This window comes from Paenibacillus sp. FSL R5-0923, from assembly GCF_038009145.1.
In the GTDB taxonomy this organism is placed as follows: domain Bacteria; phylum Bacillota; class Bacilli; order Paenibacillales; family Paenibacillaceae; genus Paenibacillus_AQ.
The window spans coordinates 2,047,382-2,070,115 of record NZ_JBBPAT010000001.1 but is presented as its reverse complement, the minus strand read 5'-3'; the positions used below and the strand labels follow the sequence as shown (position 1 = coordinate 2,070,115).

Annotated in this window: 17 protein-coding genes and 1 tRNA gene; 4 read left to right on the top strand and 14 right to left on the bottom strand. The window is 46.8% G+C overall.

The genetic code is table 11. The features are described 5' to 3' along the window. Positions 1-498 precede the first annotated feature (498 nt). Both MKX35_RS09235 and MKX35_RS09230 read right to left on the bottom strand, forming a co-directional pair. A tRNA-Arg gene (locus tag MKX35_RS09235) sits at positions 499-572 on the bottom strand. Between the two features lie 171 nt (positions 573-743). Next, complete coding sequence (locus MKX35_RS09230) at positions 744-1,100, bottom strand: hypothetical protein (RefSeq protein ID WP_076300473.1); 357 nt, start codon at positions 1,098-1,100, stop codon at positions 744-746. A gap of 145 nt (positions 1,101-1,245) precedes the next feature. On the opposite strand from MKX35_RS09230, the gene asnB reads away from it, so the two are divergent. Further along, positions 1,246-3,090, top strand: coding sequence for an asparagine synthase (glutamine-hydrolyzing) (gene asnB / locus MKX35_RS09225; RefSeq protein ID WP_076300472.1), 1,845 nt, complete (start codon positions 1,246-1,248; stop codon positions 3,088-3,090). A 63-nt stretch (positions 3,091-3,153) separates the two neighbouring features. Here asnB and MKX35_RS09220 read toward each other — a convergent pair whose 3' ends face one another. The 4 genes from MKX35_RS09220 to MKX35_RS09205 form a co-directional block, all read right to left on the bottom strand. After that, positions 3,154-3,990: an aldo/keto reductase gene (locus MKX35_RS09220; RefSeq protein ID WP_076286057.1), complete on the bottom strand. Its 837-nt coding sequence runs from the start codon at positions 3,988-3,990 to the stop codon at positions 3,154-3,156. A gap of 157 nt (positions 3,991-4,147) precedes the next feature. Continuing rightward, positions 4,148-4,603 carry a cupin domain-containing protein gene (locus MKX35_RS09215; RefSeq protein ID WP_076300471.1) on the bottom strand — a complete coding sequence of 152 codons (456 nt, stop codon included), beginning with the start codon at positions 4,601-4,603 and terminating at the stop codon, positions 4,148-4,150. Positions 4,604-4,705: 102 nt separating this feature from the next. Next, complete coding sequence (locus tag MKX35_RS09210; RefSeq protein WP_042191323.1) at positions 4,706-5,641, bottom strand: SPFH domain-containing protein; 936 nt, start codon at positions 5,639-5,641, stop codon at positions 4,706-4,708. After that, complete coding sequence (locus tag MKX35_RS09205; RefSeq protein WP_076300470.1) at positions 5,641-6,069, bottom strand: NfeD family protein; 429 nt, start codon at positions 6,067-6,069, stop codon at positions 5,641-5,643. The genes MKX35_RS09210 and MKX35_RS09205 overlap by 1 nt, the downstream gene beginning before the upstream one ends. 600 nt (positions 6,070-6,669) lie before the next feature. Between MKX35_RS09205 and MKX35_RS09200 the strand changes: the two genes are divergently transcribed. After that, positions 6,670-8,628, top strand: coding sequence for a glycosyl hydrolase family 18 protein (locus tag MKX35_RS09200; protein WP_076300469.1), 1,959 nt, complete (start codon positions 6,670-6,672; stop codon positions 8,626-8,628). 78 nt (positions 8,629-8,706) lie between these two features. Continuing rightward, positions 8,707-10,929: a glycosyl hydrolase family 18 protein gene (locus MKX35_RS09195; protein ID WP_081383033.1), complete on the top strand. Its 2,223-nt coding sequence runs from the start codon at positions 8,707-8,709 to the stop codon at positions 10,927-10,929. Between the two features lie 119 nt (positions 10,930-11,048). On the opposite strand, the gene MKX35_RS09190 is transcribed toward MKX35_RS09195, so the two are convergent. The 3 genes from MKX35_RS09190 to MKX35_RS09180 form a co-directional block, all read right to left on the bottom strand. Next, entirely contained in the window at positions 11,049-11,690 is a 642-nt protein-coding gene (locus MKX35_RS09190; protein WP_076300468.1) for an XTP/dITP diphosphatase, read from the bottom strand. 1 nt (position 11,691) lies between these two features. Then, positions 11,692-12,450, bottom strand: coding sequence for a ribonuclease PH (gene rph, locus MKX35_RS09185; RefSeq protein ID WP_076286052.1), 759 nt, complete (start codon positions 12,448-12,450; stop codon positions 11,692-11,694). A 164-nt stretch (positions 12,451-12,614) separates the two neighbouring features. Next, entirely contained in the window at positions 12,615-13,736 is a 1,122-nt protein-coding gene (locus MKX35_RS09180; RefSeq protein WP_179086736.1) for a GerMN domain-containing protein, read from the bottom strand. A 272-nt stretch (positions 13,737-14,008) separates the two neighbouring features. Between MKX35_RS09180 and MKX35_RS09175 the strand changes: the two genes are divergently transcribed. Beyond that, positions 14,009-14,617 (top strand): phosphatidylglycerophosphatase A family protein, encoded by a 609-nt coding sequence (locus MKX35_RS09175; RefSeq protein ID WP_076286050.1) that lies wholly within the window; start codon positions 14,009-14,011, stop codon positions 14,615-14,617. 773 nt (positions 14,618-15,390) lie between these two features. On the opposite strand, the gene MKX35_RS09170 is transcribed toward MKX35_RS09175, so the two are convergent. The 5 genes from MKX35_RS09170 to MKX35_RS09150 all read right to left on the bottom strand — a co-directional run bounded on the left by MKX35_RS09170 (position 15,391) and on the right by MKX35_RS09150 (position 22,629). Continuing rightward, positions 15,391-16,473, bottom strand: coding sequence for an MBL fold metallo-hydrolase (locus tag MKX35_RS09170; protein ID WP_076300486.1), 1,083 nt, complete (start codon positions 16,471-16,473; stop codon positions 15,391-15,393). Between the two features lie 39 nt (positions 16,474-16,512). Continuing rightward, a complete protein-coding gene (locus tag MKX35_RS09165; RefSeq protein WP_076300466.1) occupies positions 16,513-17,247 on the bottom strand; it encodes a class I SAM-dependent methyltransferase in 735 nt (244 codons plus the stop codon). Between the two features lie 154 nt (positions 17,248-17,401). Beyond that, the gene (locus MKX35_RS09160) at positions 17,402-19,093 is read right to left on the bottom strand and encodes a glycoside hydrolase family 13 protein (protein WP_076300465.1); all 1,692 of its coding nucleotides are present in this window, start codon (positions 19,091-19,093) and stop codon (positions 17,402-17,404) included. Positions 19,094-19,164: 71 nt separating this feature from the next. Then, positions 19,165-20,814 (bottom strand): response regulator, encoded by a 1,650-nt coding sequence (locus tag MKX35_RS09155; RefSeq protein WP_076300464.1) that lies wholly within the window; start codon positions 20,812-20,814, stop codon positions 19,165-19,167. Beyond that, positions 20,815-22,629 carry a sensor histidine kinase gene (locus MKX35_RS09150; RefSeq protein WP_076300463.1) on the bottom strand — a complete coding sequence of 605 codons (1,815 nt, stop codon included), beginning with the start codon at positions 22,627-22,629 and terminating at the stop codon, positions 20,815-20,817. It abuts the gene before it with no gap. Between the last annotated feature and the right edge of the window lie 105 nt (positions 22,630-22,734).

The window sequence follows — 22,734 nt, the reverse complement described above, 5'->3', positions numbered from 1 at the left end:
CTTGAAATGAATGAAAAGAGGGAAATCCTCCCTAAAAATCGGTGGAATATCTATATTCACCAACGAATTAGTTAAATTACAGGGAGGATTTCCCTAATTATTAGTCTATTGAGTAGAAAGCTCTGAATTATAGGGAGATTTTCCCTAATTATCTGTCAGAGCTTCAGTTTACTTACTTTGGCGAGGATGCTCTGCATGCAAAAACAGCCTTCCCGAAGGAAGGCTGTTACTTGTCCCGAGCGGAATGCAGCCCTTTCGGGCTGCCTGCGAAGCTGATCCTATCGATGCTTATGCTCCGACGAACCACCCGGGCTTCTCTTTCCCTGCACGCAAAAACAGCCCTCCCGAAGGAAGGCTGTTACTTGGCCCGAGCGGGATGCAGCCCTTTCGGGCTGACTGCGAAGCTGATCCTATCGATGCTTATGCTCCGACGAACCACCCGGGCTTCTCTTTCCCTGCACGCAAAAACAGCCCTCCCGAAGGAAGGCTGTTACTTGACGTCCCGGAAGGGATTCGAACCCCTGACCGTGCGCTTAGAAGGCGCATGCTCTATCCAGCTGAGCTACCGGGACATATAAGAATTAATGATATGTATTGACGCAACGATATTTATTATACCTTATTCAGCAAAATTTTCAAGATCAAACATTTTGGAAAATAAGTAATCTTAATCCTATTTTAATAATAACAAGGGTATCCTAGCTATTTTCATAGCTTACGGATACCCTCGTATCTACTCCATATTACTCCAGATTCCGAAAATGCTCCTCCAGCTGTTTTTTTAAATCTCCGTATGTCATTAATTCTCTCTGAAACTTGGAACGTTCATCTTCTGGCGTCATAATCATACTGCCTGTAAACGCGCTCGAAGTCACATCTTTAAAAGCATCATGCATATTGTTATCAAACCAATCGGTAGAAGTGTCTGCGTCGTTAGTGAGGATACGGACAATCTCATAGCCTTCTTCGCGCTGATCTTCTACGATATACACCAAAAGCGCAGGATCACTAACAGCACCTGGCAATACACCTACTTCTGCACAAGGCGCACCGTCATACTCCATCACTCTGCGAATTTTGGCATCTTTAATATAATACACCTGTCATCCTTCCCTCCTGGCAAATTCCTCTCTCCCCTAGTGTTCGGATAAGGACATACATTTTATGCCTTCCTTCGGCATATATCTGTATTACTTGGCAAAAAAGTAAGGACAACAATCGCACAAAAAGAGAGGATGAACCATCATGTGCGGAATAACCGGATTTATCCAGTGGCGCGGAGATCTCACGCAGCACTCGCAGTTGCTGGTCAAAATGACTGAAACTTTAGCAAACCGCGGACCCGATGCAGCTGGAACTTGGATTTCAGGTCCTTGCGCATTCGGTCACCGCAGACTTAGCGTTATCGATCCAGAGAACGGCGCGCAGCCTATGATCACCCGCCATGAAGAACAGGTATACGCGATTGTGTACAACGGCGAATTATATAACGCACCCGAGCTCAAACAAGAACTTAAGCAGCGGGGTCATCAATTCCGTACCCAATGTGACACCGAGGTTCTGCTGCATGCCTATATCGAATGGGGACCGGATTGTGCAGAGAAGCTCAATGGGATCTTTGCCTTTGCAGTGTGGGACGGACTTCGGGATCAGGTCTTTTTTGCACGTGACCGCTTAGGTGTGAAGCCTCTGTTCTATAGTAAAGTGGATGACGTCTTAGTTTTCGGATCAGAGCCTAAGGCACTGCTGCAGCACCCCAAGGTACAGCCAATAGTCGGACCCGAAGGGTTAGCGGAAATTTTTATTATCGGTCCAGCCCGTACACCAGGACACGGTGTTTATAAGGATATGCAGGAACTTCGTCCGGGGCATGCCATGATCTATAGTCGCGAAGGTCTGCGTAGTTACGCTTATTGGAAGCTGGAAAGTGCAAAACATACTGACAATGAAGCAGAGACAGCCGCTAAAGTACGTGAACTGCTGCAGGATACGCTCGAACGCCAACTGGTTTCAGATGTTCCTGTCTGCTCGCTCTTGTCAGGAGGGCTGGACTCCAGTGCGCTGACAGCACTTGCAGTGGACTACTACAACCGAAACGGCCAGGGACGAGTGGATACGTATTCTGTCGATTATGTCGACAACGACAAGCACTTCAAGAGCCATACTTTTCAGCCCGGAGCAGATGGTCCATGGATTAAGCGAATGGTCGATGAATTAAATACGAACCATCACTATATCTCATTTGATACGCCAGAGCTTGTAGAAGCACTTGATAATGCGCTGTACACACGCGATTTACCTGGGATGACCGATGTGGACTCTTCTTTGTATTTATTTTGCCGTGAGATCAAAAAGAATGCTACTGTAGCCATTTCCGGCGAAGCTGCCGATGAGATTTTTGGCGGATATCCTTGGTTCCATCGGGAGGAGATGCTCTCCTCGGGCACTTTTCCTTGGTCAGTTGCTCCTAAAATGCGTGCAAGTCTATTATCCCCTGAAGTTAATGAATGGATTCGGCCGCTGGAATATTTGGGTGACAGATACAGTGATGCAGTAGCCGAAGTCCCAACATTGGATGGGGAGACAGGTAAACAAGCACAAATGCGCGTAATGTCCTATTTAAACATCACCCGCTTCATGCCTACTTTGCTCGACCGTAAGGACCGAATGAGTATGGGCGCCGGACTAGAGGTACGTGTTCCTTATTGTGATCATCGCCTCGTTCAATATGTCTTTAATATTCCTTGGGAAATCAAGAACCTGAACGGTCGTGAAAAAGGGATTTTGCGCAAATCGCTTGAGGGAATTCTTCCAGATGATGTGCTATATCGTAAAAAAAGTCCTTACCCGAAAACCCACAATCCAGCCTATTTAAACGCAGTACGAACACAAGTATTGAACATTCTAGATGACTCTACTTCGCCAATACTTCCTTTAATCGATGCCGCCAAAATCCGTGAGATCGCCGCTTCCCCAGAATCCTCTACCAATCTGCCTTGGTTCGGTCAGCTCATGTCCGGTCCTCAGCTGTTTGCTTACCTAGCTCAAGTAGATCTCTGGCTGCGTAAATATAACGTCTCCATCCAGTAAGCGACAAGCCAAACAGCAAGTCCCCGTATCGGTGGCTTGCTGTTTGGCTTGTATTCGTAATTTTTAGAAATTAAAATTGTCCGGATCCGGACCGAAACGATGGTCTCTGTTCAAATCTTCGATGGCTTTAACATCCTCATCACTTAACGTGAAGTCAAAGAATCCTGCATTCTCCTTGATTCGATCCGCATGTACTGATTTCGGAATCGTAATGACGCCTTGCTGCAAATCCCAGCGAAGTACAATTTGAGCAGGGGTCTTATCATACTTTCCAGCCAGCTCTTTAAGAAGGGGGAGATCTAGGTTTCCTTGCATTAGTGGACTCCAAGCTTCAAGCTGGATCCCTTGCTCATTGGCATACTTCAGCAACTCGCGCTGAGTCAATAGCGGATGGAATTCCACCTGGTTCACCACTGGAACCACGCTAGTGTCCTCGATGATATCCTTCAGATGATGAATCTGAAAATTGCTCACGCCGATAGATTTGATGAGACCCTCTTTTTGCAGATGAATTAGAGCTTTCCATGTCTCCCGATACTTTCCTGCCACCGGCCAATGTATGAGATACAAATCTATATAGTCCAGCCCCAGCTTGCGCCGGCTAACTTCGAACGCTTTCAGCGTTGATTCATAGCCTTGATCAGGGTTGCGCACTTTCGTCGTAATAAACAGTTCATCACGGGCCACTCCACATTCACGAATAGCCTGACCTACACCTTCTTCGTTATTGTAACCAGCAGCCGTATCAATACTGCGATATCCAAGCTCCACTGCGGTCTTGACCGCGTGAATAACCTCTTCCCCATCTTTAGTCTGATACACGCCAAGGCCTAGCCACGGCATGGTCACTCCATCATTTAAAGTCGGACCTCCCGAGAACGGTGCATTCAATTCACTCATCGCTTAACCCTCCAAGCTTATTGTTATTTCATTAATCTTACTTAACCTAAATTCACGCTTCAGAAGCAAGCGCTACCACAAAAGTATAGCAGACTGCTTCATCATTCCCAAAATCCTCATAAAAAAACGGAGGCATATATAAAGCCCCCGCTCTTCTTTATTTCTCAATCAGTTTGAAATCATCAAAATGGAATTCTGGAGAAACGATACAGGATACCAAGACCGGTTCTGATCCTAACGGGCGAGCCGCCTGCCATACCCCTGCTGGAACTACGACCTGCGGCTGTTGACCTGCAGCAATATCGAGACCCAGAATAACTTCCTGCACATTCTCAGGCTTATCTCCATTACCTCCGAGACTAAGCACTATTGGACTACCGGAATGCCAGAACCAAACTTCATCGGACAAAACAGTATGCCAATCAGATTGTTCCCCCTCGTGTAGCAAAAAATAAATCGAAGATGCCGAATGGCGCGATCCGGAATAGCTTTCCCCAAGCACTTCCTGCGGAATTTCAAATTCGGAGTTCCAAAGTCTTTTGTACCAACCGCCCTCAACATGGGGCTGTAATCCGAGCAGTTCAACTAACGGTGAGATTTCTTTTTGTGTCACGGTAGCTTCTCTCCTTCAAAGTTTGCATGAGCAACAATAGCTTCGTATGCATAGGGTTGTTTTTGCTTTTTACTTTAACGGAAGAAGCACGAATTGTAAAATCTATTTACTATCCTTGCTCGCTTTGAATACCTCAGCAATCGCCCCAAGACTTCCCAGCGTTTCAACAGCGCTTGTTGGCAAGAATACTTTATTTGCAGGACCTTTGGCGATTTCAGCCAGAGCCTCGAAGGAGCGATATGCGAGCACATGCTCATCCAGACCTGCTGAGCGAATCAGCTCAATGCGTGATTTTTCTGCTTCAGCCACGGCTTGAATTGCTTTCGCCTCACCATGAGCTTCCAGCTCCTGTGCTTGTCTTGAACCCTCTGCTTGGCGGATACGTGCTTCCTTGTCGCCTTCCGCTTTCAGAATCTTGCTCTGCTTATCCCCTTCAGCACGCAGGATCATATCTTGCTTGGCAGCTTCCGCTTCCAAAACAATCGCCCGTTTGCTCCGCTCCGCTTTCATCTGCTTATCCATTGCTTCTTGAATATCGAGCGGCGGCTTGATATCGATGACTTCCACACGCTCGATTCTTACGCCCCACTTCTCTGTAGCCTCATCAAGCGCCAGACGAATATCAGTTGAGATTTTTTCACGCCCAGACAGCGTTTCATCCAATTCCAGCTTACCAATAATTTGCCGCATAGTTGCCGTTGAAATGTTTCTTACCCCATATACATAATCGGAAATGCCATACGTAGCTTCCTCTGGTCCCACTACCTGATAGAAAATAATCGTGTCGATCTGCACCTGCACGTTATCCTTCGTGATCACCGTTTGCGGAGGCACATTCGCTTGTTGAATCCTTAGATCATGGTAAGTACGCACCTGATCAATCACAGGTATCAGAATGTTCAGACCCGGCGTCAGTAGACGATTGAATTTACCCAGACGTTCCACTACACCTACCCGTTGTTGCGGTACGATTTTGATCGTTAATGCCACAAATACTACGACTACCACTAGAATAATTGAAATAATTGCCCATTCCATTAGTTCATATCCCCCCATCGTTCTACTTCAATAATGGTCGTGCCTCTCTTCACTACTCTGACTACTTCGTCCTTGCCCAAAGACTGGTCAGAGCTCGCGCTCCACGTATCTCCGCCTACCTTCACTTGCCCATAGCGCCCTTGCTCAATCGGCTCAATGACGACTCCTTGCCTGCCTACGATTTCTGTGCCTGTATCCTTGAACCCACGTGAACTGCGAAATTTAGAAACCAGTGGTTTCGAGAATATAGTCAGACCAAGTGCGACCAGTGATCCGAGGATCACCTGAAACAAAATGGCTTCAGGAACAATCAACGACACCAAACCTGCGGCCAACGCACCAATACTAAGCCATAGCAGATAAAAAGTAAGCGTCATCATCTCTACAACAAACAGGACACCGGCTGCGATCAACCAAAACACAACCATCGGTGAACCCACCACCTTCCTTATGATACTACTATAACGAAAAGAAACAGCGATGCGTTGCGTAATTCCGTAAAAATATTGCAGGCATGTATATAATTTATATTCATAACATCGGAGGTTATGTGTTCTGCATGAGTTTCCTTAAAAAGAGGACATACACCTTTTCTATCAAAGTTCACCTAAACAAGTATCCATGAATTAGAAAAATGTCCCCCTATATTACTGAATTTTATCCCTAGCATAATCGCTCTCTATGCTTGAAAATAAGAAATGCCTTCACCCATAAATAAGAAATTAATCCTAATTATTGAACTCCAAACCCACTCTTCTACTCACCCAACACCCCTTCAACAATGTTACATCTACAAGTTTGTCAAAAAGTAATCCTTAAAACAGCAGTTTAGAAAGCGCTTACTTATTGTGCGAGCTTTATGTGGACCGCTATTTTTTTGCTGCTAAATCTATGAAATGGGTGTCAGTAGAATGAGAGATATGCAAGGGTGAAGGTACAGGTGAATTTCAAATTATGGGAGGTGAAGGTAGGGTTTCTTGCCGAAAAGAATTTCGAACTACACATTGAACCTTGGAGGTATAAAATCAATGATATTCACGAAAAAAAGTTCACGTAAGACCTTTGCGATCGCGATGATCGCCGCGCTTGTTCTTACACTTTTTTCAGCCCTGGGTAGTAGTGCCAAAACGGCCAACGCCGCACAGGATTATAAACTGGTTGGTTATTACGCTTCTTGGGCCGCTTATGGGCGGGCTTACAATGTATCAGATATCGATCCTACCAAAATGAATGTCATTAACTACGCCTTCGCAGATATTTGTTGGAATGGCATTCACGGCAACCCTGACCCTACCGGCCCTAACCCGGTAACATGGAGCTGTCAAAATGAGCAAGCACAGACCATTAACGTTCCGAACGGCACGATTGTTCTGGGTGACCCGTGGATTGACACCGGAAAGAGCTTCGGGGATGACAAATGGGATGACCCCATCAAAGGTAATCTGAAGCAACTATGGAAGCTGAAAGAAAAGAACCCGAACCTGAAAACGTTGATCTCCGTTGGGGGCTGGACCTGGTCGAACCGTTTCTCGGATGTGGCGGCTACAGCCGTAACCCGTGAGGTTTTTGCCAACTCAGCGGTAGACTTCATTCGTAAATATAAAATGGACGGGGTCGATCTCGACTGGGAGTACCCAGTCAGCGGTGGGCTCGCAGGCAACAGTTATCGTCCCGAAGATAAGGAAAACTATGTACTTCTACTGCAAAAAATTCGTGAGAAGCTAAATGCTGCCGGTCAGACCGATGGCAAAACCTACCTGCTGACCATTGCTTCCGGTGCAGGACCGACTTACGTCAATAACAATAATCTTGCAGGTATTGCTTCCATTGTTGACTGGATCAATATTATGACCTATGACTTCAACGGGAGCTGGAATAAGACCACCGGTCACAATGCTCCTTTGTACTATGATCCAGCCGCTTCTGCATCAGGCTTGACCGAACCGCAAAATTTCAACGTCGATAAAGCGGTAACCAGCTATTTAGCCAATGGCGTACCCGCGAACAAGTTAGTGCTTGGTATGGGATTCTATGGCCGTGGTTGGGGAGGTGCTCCTGCCGCAGGAAATGGCCAATATCAATTGTCCGCTGGTATTTCGTCCACGGGCACATGGGAAAAGGGGAGTTATGACTTCTATGACCTCGAAGCTAATTACATTAACAAAAACGGCTATACCCGCTATTGGAATGACATTTCTAAAGTGCCTTATCTCTATAATCCAACGAACCAAACTTATATCAGCTATGACGACGTAGAATCTTTTGGCCATAAGATCAGTTATCTCAAATCAAAAGGCTTAGCGGGTGCCATGTTCTGGGAGACAAGTGGTGACCGGAACAAAACACTGACCAATAAGTTGAACGCCGACCTTGGCGGAGGAGTGGTACAGCCGACACCAACTCCGACACCAACCGCAACAGCAACTCCCACACCAACACCATCACCGACGGCAACAGTAACTCCAACCGCAACTCCGACTCCTACGGTAACTCCAACGCCGACAGCTACTCCGGGACAATGCGCAGCGGCGTGGAACCAGACTGCCGTATATACTGGCGGCCAGCAAGTTTCATACAACGGTTCAGTCTATGAAGCTAAATGGTGGACTCAAGGCGATCGTCCCGACCTTAGCGGTGCTGCTGGAGTCTGGAAATTCATCAACGTATGCGGGACAGCGACTCCGACTCCAACGGCAACAGTGGCACCAACCGCAACTCCAACACCAACGGCCACTGTAACACCGACAGCAACAGTAGCACCGACAGCAACAGTAGCACCGACGGCAACTCCAGCGCCAACTGCAACAGTAGCACCGACGGCAACTGTAGCACCGACCCCTGGGAGTTCTAGCTGGATTGTAGGAATCGCTTACAAAACGGGTGACATCGTTAGCTACAACGCCAAAACGTATACTTGCCTCCAGCCCCATACTTCACTTCAAGGCTGGGAACCAGCGACCACACCCGCACTTTGGAAGCTGAATTAAGACTCATTATTAACGCGAAAGGATCACCGTTACTAATCTACTCCCGCAGTTATATTATCCCTTTTGGAGGAATGTTAAATGAACATAAGTACACGTAATAGGCGAAGTAAATCCGCACGCTACATTGCGGCCTTAATGAGCGCCATCATTCTGCTTCCGCTTTACACAAGTGCAGGTGGATCGTCGCAAGTAGTCTTAGCAGCAGGGACGACGCCTACTGCTCCAGCTCCGGCTGCAGATCATCCGCGTAAAATTGTAGCTTACTTCCCGGAGTGGGGAGATCAGGAGAACAAAGGATTTTATAGTGTCGATAAAATACCGTGGGGCAAAATCACTCACATTAACTATGCGTTCGCCAAGGTAAACCCTCAAACGAACAAGATTGATCTGATGGACCGTACAGCAGCTATCGAAAAAGACTACCCTGACCAATTAACTAATTTGCCGTATAAAGGACATTTTAATCAACTCGTAAAGTATAAGCAGTTATACCCCGATGTCCGCACCCTGATTTCGGTTGGTGGTTGGTCGGGTTCTGGTGGTTTTTATAACATGGCCAATTCGGAAGCTGGCCGCGAGACCTTTGCCAACAGTGTCGTGGATTTTCTACGTACCTACCAATTCAACGGTGTGGACATTGATTGGGAGTACCCATCCGGTACCGGTCAATCAGGTAACCCGAATGACTTCGGTGTGGCTGAGCCGCTGCGCACAGTGAATTACAACAACTATGTTCTCCTCATGAAAAAGCTTCGTGAAAAGCTGGATCAGGCAGGCGCACAGGACAATCAGAAATATGACCTAACCATCGCCGCAACCGCCTCCTCTTGGATTCTGGGCGGAATGAAGCTAGGGGAAGCTAACCAGTATTTGGACTGGGCGAACCTTATGACCTATGATTTCCACGGCGCTTGGAATGGATATGTTGGGCCGCATTCCGCCCTGTACCCGGATTCTCGTGATACTGAAACAGCTGCGCTGGGTACTCCGGTTCTGAATACCGACTGGGCCGTTCGATACTATTTGGGTACGCTTCCTCCGGAAAAAATCGTCATCGGAGTTCCTTATTACTCACGTGGCTGGAAGAATGTAAATGGAGGCATCAACAACACCGGTCTTTATGGTACAGCTCCTACAACCGGAGGTGGAGCCGACGGCGTATACGGAATCTGGAATGATCCTGCACCAGAGCAGCCGGCTGGCGCAAATCCAATCTGGCATGTGCTGAATCTGCTCAAAGATCCAGCGAACAAACGTTATTTCGATCCTGTTACCAAAACTCCATACTTGTTCAACGCAGACAAGAAGGTCTTTCTTACGTATGAAGATAAGGAGTCACTCGGCTATAAACTGGATTATATCAAGCAAAAAGGCTTGGGAGGGATGATGTTCTGGGAACTGACCGGCGACTACTCTGAAAAGAGTGATGGCACTTACACGTATGGCAACTCGTTGACCGATTTTGCCTATGACCAGCTTAAGACAGCCTCTCTGCCAGGTGGAACTCCGAAGCCACAACTACCTGCTCCTACGAACTTCAGTCTTAGCTTCAGTGGCGCTTACGATCATCCGAATTATACCTACTCCCTGAAAATAACGAATAACACAGGCGCGGATATCTCCGGTGGCTGGAAGCTGGAATTCGATCTACCGACAACAACAACCTTGACCTCTGCATGGGGAGCCGGTACTGTAGAGCAAATCTCTACGGATTGGGACTTTAATCGCTATCGTATTACCGGGACTGCATCTCAAACGATTGCAAACGGAGCCACACTGGAAGTTCCAGGCATGATGAAGCTGAATTTCTCGGGTGGTCCGCAGCGAATTACGCTGAACGGAAGCTCGTCCCAGCAGGAATACGACAAACTGTATGGAGGCATCACTCCAACGCCTACACCTACACCTACGACAACACCGACACCGACAGCAACACCAACGGCGACGCCAACCGCAACGCCAACACCGAAGCCCACCGTAACACCGACGCCGACTGCAACCATAGCACCTACTCCAACACCAACCGTTGTACCAACACCGACACCAACTATAGCACCTACTCCAACGCCAACCGTTGCACCAACGCCGACACCAACTACAGTACCTACTTCAACACCAACCGTAACACCAACGCCAACTGCAACACCGAGTCCGGGAATATCTGCCTGGGCAGCAGGAGTAGCATACAAAGCGGGTGATAAGGTTAGCTACAACGGGTTAACGTATACATGTCTGCAGCCCCACACTTCACTTCTGGGCTGGGAACCGACAGCAACACCTGCACTCTGGAAGCTGAACTAATCCATTAATATGATAAGTTTCACCTAATAAACCAAAAGAAGCTTGCAAACCAAGATATGTATCTTGGATTTGCAAGCTTCTTTATTTTATCTCTCATGCGACCGCATGGAGCGCTTAGATTAGGAATTCAAGTCGTTAGCAGCAGCTAGCTTCTCAGTCAGCGACCTTAGCGCAGTGCCTCGGTGGCTAATCCGCTGCTTCTCTTCGAGCGTTAGCTCGGCCATTGTCTTTTCATATTCCGCTAAGTAAAACAACGGATCGTAGCCGAAGCCTCCACCACCAGCAGGTTCGGATGTGATCCATCCCTCCACTGCACCTTCAGCGGTTAACTCCCGTCCTGAGCTTGGATCGTATAAGGACAATGTACAGACAAACCGAGCTGTACTTAGCAAAGGCTGTCCGGTATCCTCGCCCTGTTTTAGCTTCTCAAGTTCGCTAAGCAGCTTCAGATTGTTCTCTTCATCTCCTGCATTTCCCCCTGCGTAACGTGCAGAGTATACACCCGGTTGGCCATCCAAAGCGTCTACGCAAAGACCCGAATCATCGGCGAGTACCGGGATTCCAAGGGCGTCACCTACGGCTTTGGATTTTTTAAAGGCGTTCTCGGCAAAAGTGGCTCCGTCTTCCACCACATCGGGCAGATCCGGATAGTCGTACATACTTTTCACTGTCAGCCCTAGCGGGGCAAAAGCATGCTCGAATTCGCGTACTTTCCCCTTATTCTTCGTCGCAACAATAAGAATACCGCCGTCAGACTTCATGCTACACCTCTTGGCCTGGCTGGCCGGAAGGGATTTTGAGAGCAATTGCTCCCAGCGCTTCTTTCTGCGCAGCAATCAGCTCATAGATTCCCTTCTCACCTAGACCTAGCAAAAGATCCAGCTCTTGACGTGTGAACGGTCTTTCTTCGCCAGTCCCCTGAAGTTCAACAAAGGCACCGCCGCCAGTCATAACTACATTCATATCTACTTTTGCTTTGGAATCTTCTTCATAATTCAAATCGAGCAGCGTTTTATCCCCTACAACACCGACACTGATTGCCCCCAAGAAATCTGTTATAGGAAACACAGGCAACTTGTGCTGAAGTGCAATTTTGTTAATAGCAAATGCCATAGCAACAAAAGCACCTGTAATCGAAGCGGTCCGCGTACCACCATCCGCCTGAATCACATCACAGTCCAGCGTAATACTACGCTCGCCTAACGCATGTAAATTCACTACGGAACGAAGCGCTCGTCCGATCAGCCGTTGGATCTCCATAGTCCGTCCGGTAAGCTTACCACGTGCAGCTTCACGCTGATTACGGGATTGAGTTGCCCGAGGAAGCATCGAATATTCAGCGGTTACCCAGCCTTTTCCTTGCCCTTTAAGAAACGGAGGCACTTTTTCCTCCACAGTAGCCGTACAAATGACTTTGGTATCTCCCATTTCAATGATCACGGAGCCCTCAGCATATTTATTCGTTTGGGTTGTTATTGTCAGCGGCCGTAATTGGTCGTCGTTTCGCCCGTTTGATCTCATCTTTTCTGCCTCCTACATCGTATAGCTAAAAGTTTAGCGTGAGTCCCATTTCCCCGTCATAAATACCGAGTAGCACAATGCTTGGGACGTAACGTCTTTTTGAGCAACTTTTATTCTACCAAAGAGGAGGCACAAAAGCATCTTTTAAACCTTACAGGGTCATTCTATAACGGGATCTCATTCAAATATTCAGGTGCGGAAACAGGTTTGCTGTAGTCCACATTATCTGTATCCGTAATCGATTCCTTGCCGTTTAAGCGAATTTGTACCAGAGAATCATCCGAATTTTGCGCAACCGTCAGTACGACCGATTCCAGCATTTCAGCGGGTACACCTTTACCATCTGTGAACATATCATCCGTCAAGGACACGGTAACTACACCGTTCTGCCCAGCATCAACGGAATCAAGTATCGTTCCCTGTGTCATGACCATTTCCAGCCCATTTCCGGATTCAGGACCCGCAATCAATTCGTTCAAAGCAGCGGTCAGCTGTTCTTGTCCGGCGGGTACAAAGCGGGTTACAGGTACATAATATTGGATACCGTCAGGAGATGTTGTGGAAAAATAAACAGTAACCGCACTGGAGTTCATCAGAAGTGGACCTTGCTTCGGCAAGTTTATGCCCATTGTGCGGGATAATGGACGATCCAGCGGAGTTCCTTGAAGCGGCATCTCTGTGAGCTTTTTACCATCTACCCAGAGTTGTACGCTTTTAATGTCATCTTGACCGGTCAGCGTCCAAGTGATAGCTTCGAGGATTTTACGTTCCTCTAAAGGATCATAGTTATTGAATTCTGAATTAAATTCGACAACAGCTGAGTTCGACTTGTCTATCGTAATATTTTTGACTTCCGTTCCAGCTGGAAGAATGCCTTGGAAACCTTCAGGCACTGATGAGGCATATTCTCCCTTGCTCACTAATGCCATTAACGAGTTTTTGAGTGCGCTGGAATCTTTGCTCTTTGGCAAGCTTAGGGATACAGGAGTGAGTAATCCATTACCATCTTCCAAAAATACAGTTGTGCGATCTCCGGAAGCATTGCCCTGTGAAGTTTTGGTGCTGCCTTTAACCGCTGTCTGTGTATCATCCTGTGTCACAGGACCGAATACACCTGAATCCAACGTAGTATTTCCACTAGTCTGTAACATTTGTGCTTCAACCTCTGGTGGCGGAGCATCAATCGATGCCGATTCTGAACCAAACAGCCCACAGCCGGACAGTGCCAGTGGAACTGCGAGTAAGCATACTGCGGAGATTCCGCGGATTTGTTGCATAGGTTTCATCATTTATTACCCCTTTCAAGGTTAGATATCATTTGTACTGCTATGTATACGAGACCTTTGTCCAAAAAATAACAACAGCTTATCCTAAATTGTTGGAAAAGCCTGTGAACTACTTCTTCATCTCAAGTAGGGCCTGGATTTCAGTTCGCTGAAACTTCCCTCGCTGGACAAATACTTCCAGTAAACGTACAATCTGAGGTAACAACAGTCCTTAACATCATACTAACGTTTGCTGTAATGAAATGACTTACTAAACAACGAGGTGACTGAACATGGCTGATGACAAAATCGAAAAAATTCCGTACAGTCTGAACAGCAAGGCCGTCGCAGATGCGACCAAATTCTGGCTGAACAAGCGTGGAGTAACCCTGGAAGAAATCGCGGAACTCGTTATGTTCCTGCAACAGAAATACTATCCGAATTTAACGATGGATGAATGTATCCATAATGTAGAGATGGTGCTTAGCAAGCGAGAAGTACAAAATGCTGTACTAACAGGCATTCAATTAGATGTAATGGCAGAAGAGGGCAAGCTGTTCTCCCCACTTCAAGATATGATCGAAAATGATGAGGGATTGTACGGCGTAGATGAGATTCTTGCCTTCTCTATCGTGAACGTATACGGCAGTATCGGATTTACCAACTATGGCTATGTGGACAAGCTGAAGCCAGGCGTTCTTCAAAGGTTAAATGACAAAAGTACCGGACAAATCCACACCTATCTCGACGACATCGTTGGAGCCGTGGCGGCGGCAGCCAGTAGCCGAATCGCACACCGCAAGCAAGCGGAGCGCGAAATTGAGCTGGATCTGCCTCACACACCAGAGGATCGAGAAGAGGCCGCTAGGAAACTTGCGGAATATGATGAAACTCCGGAGTGAGGAGTTTTAGGTACACCTGAATGATGAGTTTCAGATCGACTATATGAAACTCTGAGGAAAAAGCGATTGTTTCACAGCCCTGCGGGCTGTTGAGACAATCGCTTTTTTGTGGGTAGCGGACGAGGAGTTCTACGATGGTGCTTCTGCTATGGGGGTTCTACGGTGGGGGTTCTACGGTGGGGGTTCTACAGGAGCTCGTTGCCTATAGGGAAATCCTCCCTATAAAATAACGATTTTGGCTCAAATCCAGAGATTATACGGAATTCTTCCCTATAATCTCTATGAAAATCTCAATTTATAGCCAAATCAGTAGAATTATAAGGAGAAATTCCCTATAAACAGATTTAGAATCATTAAATCCAAAATTATAGGGTAAAATTCCCTTTAATAGCTACCAACAGTTAGTTACTCTACATAAGAAGCGTTTTGCCCACGTTGTCGGACTCAGGAGACGCAATACTCACAAATCACCCTTAATTTGAACACTTTCAGACTCCAGAGACTCTACTCACTCAAAAATGACCAAAACACTACTCTGCACAAGTAATAACGCCTTTCCGGTCCGATACTAACCTCAAAAGCTCCAAAATCAACGAATAGCGTCATCTGAGTCCGAATACATACGCTAACGCATGAATATGGAAGCGATCGAAGGATGAAAAGAGGGAAGCAGGGACTAGGTTACTCAAATACAAAAAGAGCAGTCCCCACAATGCAGGACTGCTCTTAAACTTTATACTCATCTACTTCACTTCGATCTTGCAAGATACTCTCTAGCTGATATGTTCTCCAACACTTTCAGCTGCGGCGAACAAGAAACCGCCGTCTGCCTCCAGCATGACTGCCCGTCCCCGGCGCACTAATTCCGCCAAATGCGCCAGGGTCTCACTCATCGCAAAGCGCATCTGATGAACAGTCGTTACTCGGCTGCGAAACAGGAATTCGCACACCGCGAATCCGCTGAGCGGACCGCTAGTGAGCAGGGCCGCCGCTGTATCCAGCCGTTCCTCATGATGAGCGAGCAGGCTGTTTACCCGGTGCGTGAAGCCAGCGAAGGGCTCGCGATGACCCGGGAACGCCATGCTGACCGGGTAGCTGCCCAGTTCCCGCAGCCCCTGAATGAACGTCTGCAGCGGCTGTGGATCGCTGCCTGGCAGCAGGCTGACATTGGGCGAGATCTGCGGGAGTACAGCGTCTCCACAGATCATAAGCCCGCTGTCAGCATGATACAGGCTCACATGCCCCGGTGCATGTCCGCCGGTAACTATGAGCTGCCATTCACGGCCGCCCATCTTGAAGGGCTCCGCCACATTGAAATAAGACACGACAGGCTGCGGCTCCACTTGGGAATTAAAGCTTTCCAAGTGGGCTTTAATCCCGTTCGACCACTGCTCCGTCATCCCATGCCGGATGAAATAATCCGGTAAGATCTCATTTATGCCTACATCATTGTCTACGCCATTTCCCGTATCTTCACCTGTATCTTCATCCATGTCATTCCCCAGATCTTCACCAGAGCCCAAGCCCCACATCAACCTTGCCTCCGCATGGGCGCGCTCCGTCATCCACACCTTACAACCACTCTGCGACTGCAGCCAGCCGGCTAATCCATAATGATCGGGATGGTGATGCGTAACGACGATATCCCGTATATCCATCCACGACAAGTCCAGCTCCTGCAAAATCCCGAGCCAGCAATTCTCTGTATCCGGGCTACGCGGACCCGGATCGATAATAGTTACTCTACCATCTTCATCCGAGAGGATATAGCTGTTCACTTGACGAAGAGGCGAGTCCATGGGTACCGAGACTTGGAGAATGTTCTTGTCCCATGAAGTAATCTCTGCCTTAGACATAGAGCGTTCACCACCTTTGAATCTTTTTCCAGATACCATTTAGGGACGTGTTCCACCAAAGATCATCCGCGTGGACCTTTCTGCATCATAAACCTCATCTTCATAGCTGCCATGTACAGCTTCGAGCTGCAAGCCCGCTTTCTCAATCATTTCCTTGAACTCCTCCAGTGAATAAAGCTTCACACGCTCATGATATTGACGAGGCGTAGGGTCATTCTTAGTAGTTAGAATGATGTCCTTCTTCACATAACCATCCTCAATTCGGCGTGACTCATCTATCAAATTCTCTCCGTCCTCACGCGTAGAATGCGGCACCAGATGACGAATCACATGCGCAGGATTCAAAAAATCAATAACGAACTTGCCACCTGGCTTCAGCAGACGATAGATTTCACGCAGAACCTTTACTTGCTCCTCATCTTTTTCAAAATAACCAAAAGAAGTGAACAGATTAACTACGGCATCGAATCCTCCATCTAGTGGTAAATCACGCATGTCGGAACGGATCCAGGTTACCTTCTCCGCCCCGACTTGAGATCGAGCTTCACGCAACAAGACCTCCGACAAATCCACTCCGGTAACCTCGTACCCTTCCTTCGCAAGTGCCAGAGAATGACGTCCCATCCCACAACATAAATCCAGCACTTTCGAACCTGTGGGCAGTCTCAGCCAGGCGATCATCTGATCTACTTCTTTACGTGCTCCACCGAAATCCCGGTGCTTATATACGATCAGATAATCCTCTCCGAAGCTCTTTTCATACCATTCAGTCATGTTGTCTCTCCTCTCCTCCTACAGGCGTCATCCCGCAACTCCACTTTATGTATGCTAATGTATCGCCATTGTACAGTCTTTTGCTGACAAACTCAAAGAAGAGTCATCATCTTGACCTCTTGGGCTTTAATGACAACTCTTATTGAAACTTCCTTTACACACGCTGCTGCAAATAGACCCTTGCTTCATAAGGGCGAAGCTTGAAAGAACGAATATCCTGATCTTTTGACTCCGGGTAATTACTGATTAATAACTCCAGCTGATCGGGATCGAACCCCGCTGGCCATTCGAATTCAGGCTCTCTATCAAAAAAATTCAAAATAACCAACAATCGCTGATCCTCTAAAGTTCGGCTATACGCATAAATCTCAGTATGCTCTGCAAGCAGTAGCTCATATGAGCCGTACACGATCACCTTGTATTTTTTTCTTAATGCTATCAGCTGTTTATAGTAGTTGTAGATAGAATCCGGATCTTTAACCGCATTGCCAGCGTTAATCTCCATATGGTTGGAATTCACTTCAATCCAGGGCGTCCCTGTTGTAAAACCGCCTGCATGTCCATCGTCCCATTGCATAGGGGTACGGGCATTGTCCCGGCTTTTATGATGAATCGCAGACATAATCTGCTCTTCTGGAACACCGTTTTTTCGCTTTTCTTCATAATAATTAAGTGTCTCCACATCCCGGTATTCATCAATGGAATCGAAACAGACATTCGTCATGCCGATTTCTTCTCCTTGATAAATGTAAGGAGTGCCTTCCAGCATATGAATGAAGGTCGCTAGCATTTTTGCAGAAGGAATCCTGTAAAAGAGATCGTTCCCAAAACGAGACACCGAACGCGGCTGATCATGGTTACATAAATAGTTCGCATTCCAGCCTCTCTCATGTAAAACTGTCTGCCAGCTACTCATGATCTTTTTCAGTTCAAGTAGACTCCAGGGAACCACATCCCATTTCCCACTACCCGGCGAAGCGGCATCCAGAAACATATGTTCAAACTGAAAAGTCATATTCAGCTCCCGGCGTCCGTCACCTACATAATCCAGCGCCTGCTCTGGTCCGAGTCCCGAGGTTTCTCCTACCGTCATAATATCGTAGAAATATAACACCTTATCGTATAGATTCTGTAGCAAGGTATGCACATCCTCCAGATTGGAGAACATACCATAGGCCCTTACCGTAGGTGTTCCGTTCGGGTTGTCTGCATCTGGATACCCTTTCGTCTTCACGATATGTGCAATCGCATCAAAACGAAATCCATCCACACCCTTCTTCAGCCACCACTCCACCATTTCATGCAGCTTATCAATGACCACAGGATTCTCCCAGTTCAGATCGGGCTGGTATTTGGAGTAGAGATGTAGATAATATTCATCCGTCCGCGGATCAAGCTCCCATACCGAGCCACTGAAATAAGACTCCCAGTTGTTCGGGGGGCCGCCATTTTTACCTTTTCGCCAAATATAATAGTCCCGTTTAGGATTGTCCTTCGAAGACCTGGATTCTACAAACCAAGGATGCTCATGTGACGTGTGGTTCAGAACCAAATCCATCATCAGCTTCATTCCACGTGCGTGCAACTCCCTGAGCAACCGTTCAAAATCATCCATCGTACCGAATTCCTTCATAATGTCACAGTAATCACTGATATCATACCCGTTATCATGGTTAGGTGATTTATAAATAGGACAGACCCAGATCACATCTACACCTAGGTCCTGTAAATAATCCAGTCTTGATATAATACCTTGCAAATCTCCAATTCCATCTCCGTTACTGTCCATGAAGCTGATCGGATAAATCTGATACACGACGCTTTCTTTCCACCATTTGGGGTTCATAACTCGGTTACCTCCTATTTAGCTATATGTAGAGTTTAACCACACAGAGCCTAGTAGATAACAAATCCCCCCTACTTCCCTAATCCCTTTTGATATTGTGAAGGTGTAAGTCCAGTCCATTTTTTAAAAGTAGCACTGAAGTGACGCTCTTCACCGTACCCTACCAATTTTGCAACGGCGTACATCTTTAGATTTTGGCGGAGCAGCTTTTTCGCTTCTTCTACCCGGTATTGGTGCAAGTAATCGAGAAAATTCACACCAAGCTCCTGACGGAAAAGTGAGCTTAAATAAGTATTAGAAACATAGGCTTCTTTCGCGACATACTCTAGTGTCAGATTGGTATTGTATTTATTGCGGATGATCTCCATAGCAGTGACTACTGTGCGATGTAGTGGACGATGTTTAGAAAAAGCCTCCACCACATTCTGCATGACCTTATTCAAAATCGTAGACAATTCTTCCAACGTCTCTATCTGTGGAGCCTGCTCCATCCAATTGACCAAATGCTGCTTCCATTCGAAGCCAGCGACTTGTTTTTCCTGCGCCAGTCTCTTTAATCGAACTACAAAAGCAGTTGCCCGAATATTCACTTCTTGCTTAAGACATCCCGGATTGCTACGAAAACGATCCAGCCATTTCTCCAGCAGATCGAGTGCGAGCTCATTGCTCCCAGCCCCCACCGCCACAAGCATTTCATCCTCCAGCACATTTAATTCAGAATCATCTAAGATCCCGATTTCCTGTGGAGCGCCACCTATAACTCCCGTTCCTTCTGTATAGTAATAGACACCGCCTTTTCCGTTCAAAAATCGCGATTCCATCGCCTGAAGGGCTTCTTTATACGACAGATGCGCTTCAGAAATATCCGAACGACAGGAGCCAACGGCAATACTGATTGACAGTTTGAGATATTTCTCCAAATTACTCTGCAGCTTCTCAATCTGCTCTTTCAATTGGAGGGGTGCTCGGTAAGGCTTGCGAGAATCGGTTCCAGCTAATCCGCTGCCAATCCATAGCAAGTTATTGCCATCATGAAAAGTCTCTATTTTTCCTCTATAGATAGGCGACAAGGTCTCACTGATAATATTTAACGCTGCGTAACGTAGAAGTACAAAATCCTGTCCTGTTCCTGTAGCGGAGGGTGGATCAAAATCAAAGCTGACCAGACCAATTTGTGGTCCTTCAAAGCCAATCGCCATAGATAACTCTCCGATCAGCTCCTGTCGCCGTTCTAGCGGAACCGGGGGATGATAAATCCATTGAGACAGAACCTGGCTTTTGACAAGCGGTGCATTTTTATGCCAAGAACGATCTCTTTTAAGCTGTTCATCCTCCTGATATCGTTGTCTTTCAATAAGTTCCTTGGCCTTCAGTACCGTCTTCAGAATTTCCTCAGGTCGGCATGGCTTCAGCACATAATCAACAACACCCAGGGAAATCGCTTGCTTCGCATAAGAAAACTCGTTATACCCGGATAAAATAATCGACCGGAAGCCGTAACCTCTACGCCGTGCGACTTCAATCAGCTCGAGACCACCCATTTGTGGCATACGAATATCCGTTAACAAAAGATCGGGCTGTTCATTCTCCATCAAAGCCAGCGCTTCACTTCCGTTCCCCGCCTCACCCATGACCTCAATCTGATGTGACTTCCAATCAATCATATTCACAATGCCCTCACGGATCGTATCTTCGTCTTCAGCAATCAGCAGCTTCATCATTTATGGCCCCTCCACAGTGATATGAATAATAATACGTGTGCCTGCCCCTTCCACACTCTCTAGTTGTAAAGAGGCTCCTGCAAAAAATAAGGCCAGTCGTTCCTGCACATTCATGAGCGCAAATCCTGTGCGTCCAACATTGTCTTCCTCAGGTAAAGAATTTCCCCTTGCTAAACGTTGATGAAGCTCTAGAAGTCTATCTGCCGTGATCCCTGCACCATTATCCTGTACCTCAAGCACAATAGTCTTCTCTATACGGTAAGCTCGAACGGATATCAGCCCGCTTCCAGACAGCGGCTCAATCCCGTGAATCACTGCGTTCTCGGCTAGTGGCTGCAGCAGCAGCTTTGGTACTGTGAAATCCTTGATACTCTCATCCAGAGAAATTTCGAATTCAAAACGCTCCTTAAAGCGATTTTTCTGCAGGAACAAGTAATTGGTCACCAGCTCTACTTCCTGCTCCAAAGTAAACGTATCCCGTCCATCATTTAAGCTCAGTCGGAACACTTGAGAGAGAGAATACACCATATCGGCAATTTCTTTATCTCCCTTCTTCTCAGCTTCCCAACAGATTGTATTTAACGTGTTATATAAAAAGTGAGGCCTGATTTGAGCTTGAAGCGTTTTCAACTCTGCCTCCTGTTGCTTCATTCTTGAGGCGTATACATCATTGATGAGCGATTTAATCCGCTGCACCATTAGATTATAACCATGCCCGAGTAAGCCGATCTCGTCATTTCCTTCAAAAAATACCCGCTGCGTAAAATCACCTGTCTGCAGTCTGCGCATCGAACGGGAAAGCTTCTTCAGTGGTTTCGTGATAGCGGCAGCTGCCAGCCAGGTAACCATTAGGCTAACTACTAAACACAGAACAGCAATCGTCATCGTGACCTGTAAAATCTGACCGAGCTCTTTAACAAGCTGCCGCTTGGAATGAGCCACCACCACATACCAGCCTGTCGTCTCCGACTGCAGATGCGACACAATCCACTGTTTATGATCCGCTGTAAATTCCAGCCTTTTTTTCACAGTCAGCTTAGGGTCGCTGTCCGCAAAATACGGAAGTTCCAGATCTCTTTTGCCAATCCAGCTCGGATTCGAAGCCGTAATAATCAGCCCATCCCGATCAATTACGAACATATCTACATCATCTTCAGCATTGTCGAGATATTGGCTCCCAATCTTCCCTGCATCCACACCGATCACAGCGAGTCCTGCCGGCTTTAAGGTGTAAATATTCATGATGATTCTGGAAAGCACAATCTTATGATAATGATCGCCTACAAAAATGCCGTCAGTCGGCCTGGAGAGTCCAAAGGTTGGGCTACCTGCTGCTTTAATAGCTTCTTTATAATACGAGGTTTTGATAAAATCTGAGTACTTCATACCTGTCGTCAATCCTGCCTGATTCGCAGCAAAAGGCTCTGCTCCATTGTTATCGTCTAAAGAATACAGAATCAGCGATTGAATTGAATTGCCTGCAACCATAAGATTGGTAACGGTCTTAAATACAGAATTACGTTCCTTTTGTGCTTCAGACGATGCTAAGAGCCGCTGCACACTTTCATCCAGAAAGAGTGTATTCGAAAAAGAAATCATGCCTCGCACCATCTCATCGATCTGCTCTGCTGTTTTTTTGGTAAGATGATCCTGCGACTGTTTCATTTTCTCCACCACCTGCTGTGAAGAGATCTGATACGAGTTCCAGCCCATAGCGAATATGGTCACCAGAAGCAGGGGGACGAACCATAACAACAGCTTAAATTGGAGCGGAAGATGGCGATAACGGCTGACTAAGCGAAAGTTTCGATTCATGAGAACCACCTTCTTATATAATAGAAAGATGTGTAAAGCAAGTATAACTGAAATCATTACACCCTGAACCGGCTTTTTACATTCGCTAAAAAATGCCTACATCAT